Source organism: Microbacterium sp. NPDC058389 (assembly GCF_042722305.1).
In the GTDB taxonomy this organism is placed as follows: domain Bacteria; phylum Actinomycetota; class Actinomycetes; order Actinomycetales; family Microbacteriaceae; genus Microbacterium.
Genome location: NZ_JBHXJQ010000004.1, coordinates 52466 through 65511 on the forward strand (window position 1 = coordinate 52466; position 13046 = coordinate 65511).

Genomic DNA, 13046 nt, shown 5'->3' on the forward strand with positions numbered 1-13046 from the left:
CAAGATGCCCCTGGAGGGACTCGAACACGTTTTGAGCATTTTGCATAGCGACATGGAACGACAACTTTCGCGGAATTACGCGGGTGTTCGAGGTCAGGACTACATCAAAACACGTCCGAAAACAGCCAGCTGCGATTAGGATGCGGCCAAAATGCGGGCACGAATCCCTGCTATGGAGCGACATCTCGCACATGCCAGAAGCGGAAGCGGCCAAGATTGTATTGATCCTGACGTGGCGAGACCGAGTTTGAGCGTTCTGCATAGCCTGAGGCACATTGCTTAGCAATGTGCATGAATGCTTGTTGATGGTTTTCAGTGGCATCAGCGCCCGAGCGAGGGGCCTGACGGAGAGTCCGGGAACTGGTGCGGGCGCGTCCGCTGCTCTTCGTCGGCGCGCATCCTGTTGTACGTCTCGCGGGTGATGAGGTCCTCCGCGAGCCCGGCTTCGCGAGCCCGCGCCATCATCCGCGTGGCCGTGCTGACACTCACGCCGAGCTGATCCGCAACGAGCTTGAGCGGCGCGATGTTCACCGTGGTCGCGATCCGGTACAGCCTCACCGCCTCAAGGACGGTCTCGGCGTACTTGCGATCAGATGCATGAGCTTGCACGTCGGCGAGGTACTCGCTCAACGTCATCGACGGCCCCTCGCCGCGCTGTACCGTGACCACCCGCACCGCAGACCGCTGGACGATCTGGAGGACACTCACGTCCCGCAGCGAGGCGGCGGTGACTTCCTCGCCCTCTCCCGTCCGATCCACTCGAACGGATGCGGCGACCGACCGTCGCAGCTGCTGGTCATAGAGGACGCGCACGCGGATCGCGCCAAGACTGTCGGGCTCGCCGGTCACGACAGAATCCCATGTCGACGGTATGTGGACGCCGTCGCCGACGTGGATCCGTTCGGGGTCGATCGCTTCGAGGAAGAGCTCGCTCACAGGAGCGAGTGTCCCACGATTCGCACGTGGTGAGCAATTGATGTCGCGCTTTGCTCACGGAGAGGGTACCGTGTGCGCAAGCGATGTCACGCATTGCTCACGGGAAGGAGAAGGCAATGAAAAAGTCCGCGAACTCACTCGCACTGACGATGAAGGATGCCGCCAAGCTCGTCGGGGTCGACTACCGCACGATCAAGCTCGGTATCGAGAGCGGGACGATCCCGACGGTCCAGCTCGGCCCGCGCCGGATGATCCCGCGCGTCCCGCTGCTGCGGGCCTTCGGCGTCGACGTCTGACCCGGTTGTCTGGACGCGGTCGGGCAACTTGCCCAGGCTGGGCCTCGATCATCCCGGTTACAGGGATCAGTCATAGAACTCGTCCGTGCGGATGACACCCTCGGGCGGGGACTCGATCTGTTCGTCTGACGCGTGGACAACCTTCACCAGCGCAGATAGCAAAACGACTAGCCGAACGGCGCCGTGTGCGGCCAGCAGGACGCATCCCTCGAGAACCCAGAGCGACATCGTTTCATGTCGACTTGTGGCTAGAGCTGCAGCCCCCATCGCTCCGAACGCAGCGAATAGCGGCGTCGTGACTATGGACGTCCAGTTTCGGCGGAGACTGGTCGAGGCCTTAATGCGTACCTGCCGAAACCTCTCATCATTGCTGCTCAGTCCAAAAACAACCACCACGCCTGCGAAGCCGCCGACCATTGCGGCGACGCCAGCCACACCTGTAGCCAGGCTCGCGAATGCATCAGGACGATCGGCCTCCGGCACGTCGAGCGTCCATTGCAAGGGTGAGAGCGAAGGAAGCCAAAGCCATGAAAGCAGCCATTGCAGGACAACCAGACCGATCAGTGAGCAAGTCACGGCGCTCGGGTGGTCGAGCAGGTACGAGAAGAACCGACGGGCCCACTTCACTGTCCGATCACCCCCATCACGCCACTGTAGTTGCTGGGTCGGACACGCACCTTAGGGCTAGGAGTGGGACTGATTGAACGTGGAGATGGCGTCGTTAATTGCGCTGAGTACGATCTCTGAAGACGTCCTCACGTCTGCCTCGACCTCGTAGCTGACTTTGGTGACAACCTGATCTTCAAAGAGGCTGTGCACTTCGCGCTTGACGCCGCCCTGGCCATCGTCCAGGACAAGGTTCACCTTGCCGCGTTTTGCGATTCCGCCCTCTGCGATCTTCTGCGCCAGCTTCTTGATGAGGCCTCGATCGGAAATCGTGCCTCCGTCCCGACCGAGCGTCCAGCCGATCGTGATGGTGCCGACTGAGGGCCCTTTCTTTCGGACCTGCTCTACGGCGTCAAGGATCGGTACTTCTGTGTCCGAGGGGATCGGTTCTTCGGCGTCCAAGTTGAACTCCACACCGACGGCGCCCTGAGAGTTGACCAGACGCGTCAGTGCCGCCTCGTCAACGACGGGCCTGAAGCGAACGGACTTGCCGCTGGTTGCGAGGTTTAGCACGCCCGTCAGCCAGCTCGCGATGGTTTCCTGTCGGGTGGAGCCCCCCGGGCTCATGATCGCCACCCGACCCTTCAGTCCGAAAGGCACCACGAACGTCGGCTCGGAAACGCGGAGATTCGGTCCGAGTGTGAGAGGTGCCACCGTCCCTGACGACAGGTCGGTCTGTTCTAGATGATCCGACAGGTCACGCAAGCGGCCAATCTGGATGTGATGGATTGGAGGCGACTTCGGGCGAGCGACCACGCCGTAGAACCGGCGTCCCGAGTGACGGTGAATTCGCTTCTTGTGATCCGTGATCGCCTCGAGCTTCGCCAAGGTCCTTAGCCAGAAATCCTGGTCGACGCGACTCGTCGCAACCTTGCCGCTCTTGTCGGTCGTCTCGACGACAGTGTCGAAGAAGAGCACACGACGATTTACCTTTGCCAACTGTTCCCCCTCAAGCAGACGCACTCGAAGAGTAGTGGACCGTAAGTCCATGACGATGCATTGACCCACGCATGCCCGGCATGGCGGCGCAAGGCATCCATTGCTCGATCGTCAACGCCTCTGGCTTCGAGTAGCTCGCCGCGTGCAGTGGAGGCTCGCCCGGCAGCGACGATGCGGGCTGCGCGCTCCATCCCCTGATTGAGATGGGCCGTCAGGATGAACCGAATCCATGGGCGCACCTGCTCGACGGTCGCCGAATCCGGGTCCCAGTGGCCCTGACCGACGGCGGCGACCACATCGTAATTGGCCTGGGTGTGGCGACCGAGATACTCCTCCGTATAGAAGAACACTGGCGAGATGTCACCGTCTGCGGCGAGAACAAGGGACTGGAGCACCCGGGCCATCCGACCGTTGCCATCCTTGAACGGATGGATGAGAACGAAGTCCAAGTGCGGCATTGCGGCGTCGACCGCGGCCACTCGCTTCTCGAGTTCGTCGATCCGTGTGCTGCCGGCCACGATGTCGCTGAGGATGTCGCGGGCCAGTTCGGCCACCAGCCCGGCACGGCCGTCGAGCCCTGTCGCGACCCGTTGCCGCTGCACTCGGGTGAGGAGCGCTTTCACGCCGACGTTGAGCTCGGGGTCGATTCCTGGGTGAAGCGGTTCCTAGACAGATCCACTCTCGCCACGAGGGGCCTTCGCCCGTCAGCACGGAACAACGTCCCTGGACATCACAGCTAGCCGTCTAGGCTTGCCTGTCCCAGCGGAGACGTCCGTGCGTCGCGGTGGTTGGCACGAGACGTACAGCCTTCTTTGCCGCGTGATCTCCACTCGGTTCGTCCGGCACTAGAGTTATCTCCCCGGTGATCTCGAGGCTAAATGCGAACTCGAAATCGTCGCCAAGAAGCGGGAACGGGATTGCCCATGGAAGCACCAGTCTTCCAGAGTCGGCGCGAGCCAACAGGTCATCGAGCGCGGCGGGATCGTCTTCGTGCCAGATGACGAGCTCGCCGATACCAACCTCCGGTTCGAGCCCCGAAACGGTGTTCGCGATGATCCTCAGGCCGACGCCGTTCTGCTTCGCCAGACCGGCCATGGTCGCGGGCAGCGCAATGGGTCGTTTCGTCGCAGCACTGATCCTCACCAAATCCTCCACAGCCGTCACGAGGACAGACGGTATCGGAGCGTCACCCGAGAGGGTGAGTACCTGTTGGGAGACTTGGAGGCCGAACTCGTCCTGAGGACGTAGCAGGTTGCCATCCCCCCACGCCGCGCAGAAGCGCAGCATGGGCAGGACACGTTGTACCGGTTCGCCGACCCATCGCTCGCCGAGAAGGTCAAGCTTCACCTTCATCGAGCCGCCAGGCGGGCCGGGCATAAAAAAGAGGTCAGTCGTGATGTACCCCTCGGCGTCGGTGCCGCGGAGGTGCTGACCACCCGCAATGCCGCGCCCCGCTCGACGTAGAGAAAATAGGCGTTCCGCGAGGTGCGCGCCCGTTGCATCCTCAATCACCCAGAGCGAGCGTCCAGTTGGCTCGTCGTCGAACTCGCCGACCGCGGGCCCAAGACTTACGACGTTGTCCCCGTTCGGCAGCACGCCACCAAGGCCCCCCGGCAGGTCCAAAGAGAGGTTCTCGACAGCGTCGCCGCCGAGTACGACCGGCGTGCCGTAGTCAAGCCACCGTTCCCAGGCCTCGCGCTGGTCGGGGCTCATTCGTTCGGGATAGACCGTATAGCTTCCTGGGATCGGCCGGTCTTCCAAGGCTGCTTCGTACTTTGTGGAGACGTGCCAGGTGACGTGGGGCGCGTTGGCGGTGGTCCGTGCGATCACGCTCGCGACTAGACTCGGCCACGGTGTGATCGATGGTAGGTCGGTCGTGACTTGGTAGTCGTAGTTGAAATGAGGGTCGGCAGCGTTGATCTGACGGTGAAGGTTCTCAAGGGACTCTGTCGCGTCGGACGGCTGCACCTTTGTCTGGTCCTGCGTAAGGCCTTGCAACCCCGCGAGACTGTTCATCTGGCTCAGGATCTCGCGGACCTTCTCCATTCCGTCGCCGAGGTAATACTCACGAACGTTGGGCGATTCGAGTAGCAGATCCTCAATCTGCGTTAGCCCGAAAGATTCCACAGGGAAGGGAGCCGCAAGCTCGGTCGCGAGCTCTGACAACCACGCTTCCTGCTCCCGTGTTAGGTCCATGGGCAGCGTCAGGTACCACCTAGAGATCTTGTACTCAGACTTCACGTCCGCGTGTGTCGCTATCGCCGACTGCAAAGACTTCTTGATCTGGCGCTTCCGTGAATCGTTGAGTCCGTCGGCGAACTTTTTCACCTGGTAATTCTCGACCGGGAAAGGCACCCCACGAGGGTCCGGGACGAGGACATCGAGCCCCCCATCGCCTTGGGATGGCTTAATCCGCCGGGCTCGCTGATGCCGGCGGCACAGCCCCACGGCGATCATCCGCTCGATCGTGTCAGGATCGACAACTGTCCAAGGGATAGCAGTCATCGAAACCGTCCCCCGGGGTATCTGCAACGCATGCCGAAAGTCTCTCAGTTCGTCATGAGCGGCGCCGCATCCAACGCCCCGCGTGGTTTTTTTGTCGATTCCGGGCAGAAGCTCTATTTCAGGCTTTGCCGCCCTCCCGGTGCGACTGTCCTGCGGCACGCGGCGTGCCGCAGGACGACGTACCCCATCCGGATCAGAAAGCCGCGACGAACCCGAGGACAGTGCTCAGTGCCGGAAGCAGCATGCAGCTGAACGATCGATAGCTTTCCATCGCACATGGTGGGCTCTATATCCCGATGCCGCGCCCCGACCACCGGCTCCGCGGCCATCGCCGCCTCCCGGTTCCTCGCAGCACGACGCACCTCCGCCTCGGCCGCGCGCGCAGGATCCTGCATCGTCAACTCGAGAACGGGACCATCCCCACAGTAAGCACGACACGCCGTCTGCACCTGCCATTCTTTGCTTGGCGATCCTCGGTAGGGTCGCCAATAGATTGCTTGAGGCTGGGGGCCGCAGTGGGAAAGACATACCGACCGTTCACGCTGGCGCGCGCGGGGGAACTTGCTGCGCTGGCGAGGATCAACCCAGCGACGAGGAGCGCTGTGCGGCCGGTGTTCCAGGTTGCTCCACGCGCATGGGACTACGAGAACGACCGATACAGCAAGACGGTGCCGGCGCACCTGGCACCCCTCCCGGACAAGCTCGCCGCGGTGTGGGGCGGCGGGGCGGGCTACGCCGATGTGTCCATGCTCGACTCGGAACCGATTGTCGACGGCCAGCACCCGCTTGAGTGGCTAGCGACGAAGACGAGCGACGCCGGCGTTCCGCTGACACCGCTCGTAGAAGCGTCGTCCTCGGCAGCTGCGAAGGCGGCTGCGGCAAGCCTGCACGGTACATACAAAACTGGCGTCGGGATCCGGCTCCCGCAGGTCGACTGGACCACGGTTGATCCCGCCCGGCTCACGACGCTGCTCATACAGTTGAGTGTCGCCCCGGAAGCCGTCGACGTATTCGTCGACTTCGAGGGTGCAGAAGGGGCCGTGATCGAGGTTGCCGTCAACGCTGAAATGGCGTCACTTCGCACGCTCGGGCAATTTCGATCGATAACAGTTGGCGGCGCGGGCTTCCCAGACGTGAACGGGGTGCCCCGTGGGACGACCGAGTATCCACGCAAGGAGTGGCGCATCTACAGTGCCGTTCGCGAGAAAATCGCGTCGACGGGGGAGCCAATCCCCGACTTCTTCGACAACCTCGTCCTAAAGCCCGACACGATCGAACTTGGCGTCGACCCCCGATTCATTAGCATTAGCGCCGCGTTCCGCTACACGGTGGCTAATGACTACCTCCTCGCGAAGGGAGAACTCTTCAAGGGGCAGGGTGGGTCTGGGAAAGGCGGGGCGGCGCTAATTGCACCCCTGGATGAACTCACCCGCCATGCGGAGTACGCGACGCCCGTGCGCAGTCAGGCCGACGACTGGATCGAAGCCGTCGTGGGCGGCGGCGCTACACCGGGGAACCCCGGGAAATGGCGAGAGTGGGCCACCGTTAGGCACATTGAAGTGGTGGCGTTTCAGCTCTCCACCCTGACCTAGCTTTCAGGCGCTCGCGCACGATCTGGCGAACTTCCTGGGGATCCAGTGAGTCGCACAGTCGATTCCAAAGCACCTGGTTCGGCTTGCTGCGCACGCCGTCCGCGATGCCTCGCAACTCCAGTTCGTCGAGTGCCTCACTCCGCCAAAGCAGGGTGCTCAGGACTCGGGGCTCAAAGTGGGGGTTGGGCTTTGGCTCGCGGGTCGTTCGGAGGACGACGGGGTCTCCACTCGTCCTGGAAACTGCCTCCATGACGCCCCACCAGCGTGGGAGGAGTTGTCTTGCCTTCGCGGCATGATTACGAGCAACGACGAGTGTCGCGTAGTCAAGAACAGCCGAGTACACCTCGACCTGTCGCGGAAGTCGACGGAGGGTGTCGCTGGCACTCTTGATCTCGAATCCTGCGAACGAGCCGTTCAGCACAGCAGTGTCGACCCGAACTTGGCCAGCGATCGCCAGCTCGTCGACGATACGCATCTGGCTGAGTTCGTTGTGGTGTTGCTCACGCAACCACTCGTGAAGTGCTACCCGCACATCCACATCGCGCATCAGCCGACTCCCTCGGTCGCCATGGGGATGATGCTCGCACACATGGTCAGCAACTCTACTCATTTGGGTTCCCTTCTGCGTCGCCGTGTTGGAACGCAGCATGGTCGACGAGCGAGCCACAGCATTCATGTCGGCGTCAGCCCCTCTCGAAACTTCGCCCGATCCGCGTCTCCATGAACGGGCATCACATCCGAATCCTGCGCCCCACACTCGGTGCTCCCGCCACCGGCCCCGTCGCGACCTCCCGGTGCCTCGCCGCGCGACGCACCTCCGCCTGTGCCGCGCGCACAGCATCCTGCATCGACAACTCCGGAATGCCGCGCTGCATCGACTCGGCGAGGCGCTCTCGAGCAGCGGTATCCGTCCGCGCGACGACGATCGCGACGTTGTGCACCCGCCCGCGCGTGAGGCCCACGTAGAGTCCCGGGGCATCCACATCGGGCCCGACCACCGATGCGTCGGCGGTGTCGCCCTGCACTCCGTGCACGGTGGACGCATAGGCAAGCTGCAGGTGCTCGCGCGCGTACTCGGCGGACACCCGCCTCACCTCGCCGCTGTCGTTCACGGAGACGAGATCGACGAACGACTCGCGGACGTCGCGCACTATCCACTGTGCGCGATTCTCGACTCCCGTGAGCCGGTCGTTGCGACGTGTCTGGACGGTGTCGCCGACGAGGATCCGCTGCTCGCCCATTCCCCACGCGGCGACGCGCGCGTCGAGCTCGCCTTGATCGACTCGCCGCTGCTGGATGGCGTCGTTGATCGCATCCGCCTCAGCATTCGTGCCAGACACCAGCGTCACCCTCTTGCCGCGCGCGTGCCAGTCAAAGTACGCGTCGATCATCCGTTCACGTGCCGCGTCGTGATCTTCGACCCGTTCGACGTGACCGTGTTCGGCAAGCTCGCCCGCGACCACCAGCGCGCGCTCGCGATCACCCGCATCCCGGAGCCGCAGTGTGAGCGCCGCATAGTCGGGATCGCGGAACCGGTGCACCGTGTTGAGCTCGACCGCAGCGTTTGCGTGCTGGATTGCAGACCCCATCGCGCCCGCATGCCCGACTGGCAACGCCTGATGCGTGTCACCCACGAACGCCACCCCGACACCCTGCTCGATCGCGAGCTCGACGAGGACGTTCGCCGTCTGCAGGTCGACCATGCCGGCTTCGTCGACGACGATCCGATCGCGAGCGCGCAACACGTACTGGGTTGCTCCGCCGTACACGGCGCCCGTGCTGGGATCGACTTCTCCCACTCGAAGCCTGGTCCACACCTGCGCGCCCGCCTCGTCGGTGCCCCACCGGTAGCCATGGTCCAAAAGCAAGGAATGGATGCTGGATGCCGCGGCCCCGACCTCGCGGGACGCCACCGATGCCGCCTTCCGAGTAGGAGCAACGACAAGCATCCGCCGGCGTTGCGACGTGAGCGCCGCGAACGCAGCGTGCAGCATCGTCGTCTTGCCCGCGCCGGCGGGGCCGGTCACTGTCACGAGCCCGTTTGTTCCGGCGATGGCGCACGCCGCAACGCCTTGTGAGGCATCCATCATCGACAGATCCTCGTTCGGTGCGAGCCGGTGCAACTCGCCCGGCAGCAGGGAGCGGCCCGGCCGAGCGAGCACGTCCAGGAGGCCGGCGAGACGGACCTTGGTGCGCACGGTCTCGGTTGCCATAAATGCCTTCACGTGGGCCGGCGGATACTCCGCGACCAAGCGGTACACAGCACGCATGGCCCGCGACGTGATCTCGGCGATCACGTCATCAAGCCGCTCGCGCTCCGCGACGACGCCCGTGCGTGAGAGCGCGCGTATTGCGCCCGCGCGGATGTCGAAGCTGCTGAACCTCCCGCCGCTCGATGTGGACCGTTCGTCCGCGTCGACGACCGCCTCTGCAGCGAGCAGATCCAGGTCAACGGCATGCGGATCGATTGCTGCGACTGGAATGGGTGCGCGCGGGGTGGTCAGACTCGGATCGATTGCTGTGATCTCGTCCCGGACGCGGGCTTCCCAAGCCGCCTCATCGAGATCGGTCGGCTTGTTCGGACGCGACCCCGCCCACGCGCGGCGATCGATCTGCTGCAGCACCTCCACGCTCGGCGCAGATTCTCCGTGCGCCGCTGACCACTCGGCGATCAGGCGCGCGCGGTTGGCTTCGATCTGCGCCGATCGGCGCGAGACGGGTCGGACAGCGCCGGCGAGTTCGGCGATCTCGCCCGTGTCGTCGAGGGTGTATCCGTGCTGGGCGAGCGAGGCGATCCAGGCGGGATCGGTGCGGGCGGCGAGCTCGCCCTCGGCGTTGACGACGGTGTGCAGCTTCATCGCGACGCGCGAGTCGAGGTTCGTCCACTTGCCGTCCGCGCCGAGCACCTTGATGTTGAGCCAGAGGTGCCGGTGGATGTGCGGGTCGAGTGCGCGTGAGCGCCGATGCTGCAGCTCGACGACCTCGATGCGGTTGATCTGCTCGCGGATGAGCCCGCCGTGCCCGCGCCGCGCGTTGAGCTCCGTCTGCCACGTGAGCAGGATGCGGTCACGCAGCCGATCCTGGAGCGTTTCGAACTCGGCGGTGAGTTCGGGATGCAGCAGCGCGGCGATGCTGTACGACTTCGGGTGGTTGATCGTCCCGTCAAGCAGCAGGTCGGCGTCGGCGCTCAGCCGCTGATGGCCGCGCTCTTCCCCGGTGACCGGGTCGTGTCCGGTGAGCCAGACGCGAAGGCCGTCGGCGGTGAGCTCGTCGGAGGTGATGACGCCGTTCGCCACGATGAATCGCGAGACGGTTGAATCGGATGCGGAACTGTACGCTTCGAGCGCATCGACGCCGGGGGAGTGCTGCAGGTGAGCGTCGCAGGTGCCGTCGAACGCGTAGCCGATCGCCTGTCGAACCCCTCGGGATTCGGCACCTCGCTTCCATCGCTCGAGGCCGCCTCGCATGCCGTCAGGATAGGGTGAGTTTTGCCTATTATCCAGGGATTTTTCGGTCGTGCCGGTATGGGCAGGGGAGTGCAGCTAAAGGCTGGTGCTCACCCATGGTGCCTGCGTGCATTGCGATGGTGGCTCGTGTGGTCTGGTCTTCGGTCCTCGTAGTCGGTCAATTGTCGATGGTGCGGTCGCCGGTTCTAGTTCGATCGCTTGCATCAGTGCTCGTTGCATTGTCAGTTAGGAGCACCGGGGACGCACGACCACGGGGTGGGCTAAACGCGTACCGAGTAGCGGGAGCGGCGAGGGAGGCCTCGTTCGGTTAGGACACAGACCCGAACATCCGCAGAAACGTCGGGACGATCCCGGTCACTGCAGCAAGCGACACCAGGAATGGTGACGTGAGTGTGATCAGCCAGCGTGTGACCGCAGGGTGATTGCACGCTGTCGCGATGCGCGGGCCTGCCAAGTAGGTGACTGAACGGGCGAAGCCTGCTCGACGACCCTCGACGCCGAGCCGCTTGACGTCAATAGCCAGCCAGATCAGAAAGATCACTATCGCTGCCTGGATCGCGTAAGTACCCGCAACGCCAACGAGCGAAGACAGCGCGTCGCCGACCTGCTGAGCCGAGCCCCCGGGAACGGCCGTTCCGGCCAAACCACCGAGAAACGTCGAAACGCACAGAAGGAACGCCGCCGTCCCAAAGCGACCGAGCCACGACAGGCGGTTGAGGAGATGACTCTGGTCAGCCAATCGAGGAAGCGGGCGCGCGCCAGCAAGCACCGTGATCGTTAGCCCAGCGACGAGCAGAGTCGCGGACCAAAACAGTGCGATGGCCCAGGCTTGGCCGAATAACGACCCGAAGCCGGCCACCAGGTACACGGTCGCCGTGACCGGAACAGGACCCAGTAGTGCGGACGCGATCGTCTCAACGCGTGGTGGGCGTTTCCCGGTTGCGACTTCGCTCATGTCGTCAACCTAAGGTGAACGTCCGACATTGAAGGACCGGCGATCGGGCGCACGCGCCCGTCTGCGCGACCTCGTCAACCGCTGGATGCGTGAGATCTCGTAGTGGAGCTTACGGCGCGTCGGTCACCGAAGAACCCGGCAGCTCGTCGTCTTGGGACGAGAGCGCCGCCGAAGGAATGTCCTTCGGCACCTGCTCGTCCACCACGACCTCGTCCGGCTTGCGGAGGCGAGGCGGGGCGGCAGACCAGTCCTTAAGTCGCTGGCCTACGACCTCATAGGACTCGAGGATCGCGTCCATCACCGAATCGATGAAGCCGGACCTGCCCGCAAGCCGTGCGCCGCCCATCTTTCCGATGTACGTAACCGTGAACGACTTGATCTCCTTCGTCGGGTCAGCCACAAGGACGCTCGGATCCTCGCGAGCGGCCTTCAAAAGCTCCGCGGTCCCGCCACGCTGGCGCACGGCGAACGACTCAATCCGGAGAGTGTCAGGCGCGTCCTTCAGCTGACGCAGCAACCAGTTGATCCTCGTGGTGGGCCGGCCCTCGGCGGGAGCGCTCGTGGAGAAAGAGCAGGTGACCTGCGCCGCACGGATATCAACAGTCACGGTCAACGGCGACACCGCGTTCGGGATGCGGATCGCGCCCGACATCTTGCCCTCCGTTACCAACATTTCCGTGACGGCCGCAATCCGAAGCGCCGGGTTGCCGACCTCCGTCTTCGACAACACCTGCGTGACGTCGGCGCCAAGTCGCTGCCCGAGCTTGAGCGCGCCATAACGCAGCAACGCATCGAACCGGCCCGCCACCTGCGCAGCATCCTTATCGCTCTTGCGAAGTGTCCCAGTCGACACCGAATCACGGACGGGTACCCAGCTCGGACCCATGTCCGTGAACTCGACGGCGCCGGACTTCGGATGCTCGAGGTACCGGATCAGCTCACCCAGGATCCACGCCTGGTCGGGATCGGCGACGCCACGGAACTCTTTCTGCATGATCGCGGCAGTCAGCACCTCTGTCCAAGACAGATGGTGCATGGTCGCGTACTTCGACTTCCGCTTATCAACAACGGTCGGATGCGTGCCCGCCGCGGGCGGAATCTCATTGGAGATCGTCAGCAACGCATCGAAGCGATGTTCCCGCGCCACGTCGAGATAGTTCTCCAGCTGCTCCCGCTGCAGTTCGTTGTTGCCTGTCTTGACCTCCACAAGAGCGGTCCAGACCTTGCTCCCGCGCTTCACTCGAATAAGGCCGTCAGGAAAGACTTTCTTGTCACCCAACTGGAACGGCACCTCGATGAACGTCTCGAGCACACCCGCCGGCGCCCCCATACGACCGGTCACCACCCGGCCGTATTCCTTCACCGAACTCATAACCGCGAGCAGAGCGGAAGTCGCTCGCCGCTCCTGCTCCTCAGCACCGTTGATCCCAGACGTCGGGATCAGACGCGCGGCGTTCCAGGGGTTCTCTTCTGCCATCAGGACTCCGTTGTTGACATGACCTACAACCGAACGCTATCGGCAACCTCACACCCTCTTCGGCATTTCGAACCGAGCGCGTTGCGCGGCCGAGTTGCGTGCTCGACGGAGGTGAGCCGCTCGTCGCATGCTTCAACTAGGTCGATCCGCCCAAGGTGCTAGCGGCTAGCCCGGAAATCATGCGCTACCTGTACCGGGACCTTCCTAACGAAG

At 63.6% G+C, this 13046-nt stretch carries 11 protein-coding genes; 2 read left to right on the forward strand and 9 right to left on the reverse strand.

Annotated features, from left to right (window positions below):
- Nucleotides 1-321: 321 nt before the first annotated feature.
- Entirely contained in the window at nt 322-849 is a 528-nt protein-coding gene (locus ACFWJ8_RS07080) for a hypothetical protein (RefSeq protein WP_378810168.1), read from the reverse strand.
- Nucleotides 850-1052: 203 nt separating this feature from the next.
- Here ACFWJ8_RS07080 and ACFWJ8_RS07085 point away from each other — a divergent pair, with 203 nt between their 5' ends.
- Complete coding sequence (locus ACFWJ8_RS07085; protein ID WP_378810169.1) at nt 1053-1232, forward strand: helix-turn-helix domain-containing protein; 180 nt, start codon at nt 1053-1055, stop codon at nt 1230-1232.
- Between the two features lie 66 nt (nt 1233-1298).
- Here the strand turns inward: ACFWJ8_RS07085 and ACFWJ8_RS07090 are convergent, their stop codons facing one another.
- The 4 genes from ACFWJ8_RS07090 to ACFWJ8_RS07105 form a co-directional block, all read right to left on the reverse strand.
- Nucleotides 1299-1859 (reverse strand): hypothetical protein, encoded by a 561-nt coding sequence (locus ACFWJ8_RS07090; RefSeq protein ID WP_378810170.1) that lies wholly within the window; start codon nt 1857-1859, stop codon nt 1299-1301.
- Nucleotides 1860-1916: 57 nt separating this feature from the next.
- Nucleotides 1917-2861, reverse strand: a complete 945-nt coding sequence (locus tag ACFWJ8_RS07095) for a hypothetical protein (RefSeq protein WP_378810172.1) — start codon at nt 2859-2861, stop codon at nt 1917-1919.
- On the reverse strand, nt 2825-3460 hold the full coding sequence (locus tag ACFWJ8_RS07100; RefSeq protein WP_378810174.1) for a Fic family protein: 636 nt from the start codon (nt 3458-3460) through the stop codon (nt 2825-2827). Before ACFWJ8_RS07100 ends, ACFWJ8_RS07095 begins: the two co-directional genes overlap by 37 nt.
- 121 nt (nt 3461-3581) lie before the next feature.
- Complete coding sequence (locus ACFWJ8_RS07105; protein ID WP_378810176.1) at nt 3582-5165, reverse strand: hypothetical protein; 1584 nt, start codon at nt 5163-5165, stop codon at nt 3582-3584.
- Nucleotides 5166-5857: 692 nt separating this feature from the next.
- Between ACFWJ8_RS07105 and ACFWJ8_RS07110 the strand changes: the two genes are divergently transcribed.
- The gene (locus ACFWJ8_RS07110; RefSeq protein WP_378810177.1) at nt 5858-6934 is read left to right on the forward strand and encodes a hypothetical protein; all 1077 of its coding nucleotides are present in this window, start codon (nt 5858-5860) and stop codon (nt 6932-6934) included.
- Here ACFWJ8_RS07110 and ACFWJ8_RS07115 read toward each other — a convergent pair.
- The 4 genes from ACFWJ8_RS07115 to ACFWJ8_RS07130 all read right to left on the reverse strand — a co-directional run bounded on the left by ACFWJ8_RS07115 (nt 6888) and on the right by ACFWJ8_RS07130 (nt 12833).
- Complete coding sequence (locus tag ACFWJ8_RS07115; RefSeq protein WP_378810178.1) at nt 6888-7775, reverse strand: sce7726 family protein; 888 nt, start codon at nt 7773-7775, stop codon at nt 6888-6890. The genes ACFWJ8_RS07110 and ACFWJ8_RS07115 overlap by 47 nt on opposite strands.
- Nucleotides 7666-10401 (reverse strand): AAA family ATPase, encoded by a 2736-nt coding sequence (locus tag ACFWJ8_RS07120; RefSeq protein ID WP_378810179.1) that lies wholly within the window; start codon nt 10399-10401, stop codon nt 7666-7668. The genes ACFWJ8_RS07115 and ACFWJ8_RS07120 overlap by 110 nt, the downstream gene beginning before the upstream one ends.
- A 307-nt stretch (nt 10402-10708) precedes the next feature.
- Nucleotides 10709-11356, reverse strand: coding sequence for a hypothetical protein (locus ACFWJ8_RS07125; protein ID WP_378810181.1), 648 nt, complete (start codon nt 11354-11356; stop codon nt 10709-10711).
- Nucleotides 11357-11465: 109 nt separating this feature from the next.
- Nucleotides 11466-12833 carry a hypothetical protein gene (locus tag ACFWJ8_RS07130; protein ID WP_378810182.1) on the reverse strand — a complete coding sequence of 456 codons (1368 nt, stop codon included), beginning with the start codon at nt 12831-12833 and terminating at the stop codon, nt 11466-11468.
- Between the last annotated feature and the right edge of the window lie 213 nt (nt 12834-13046).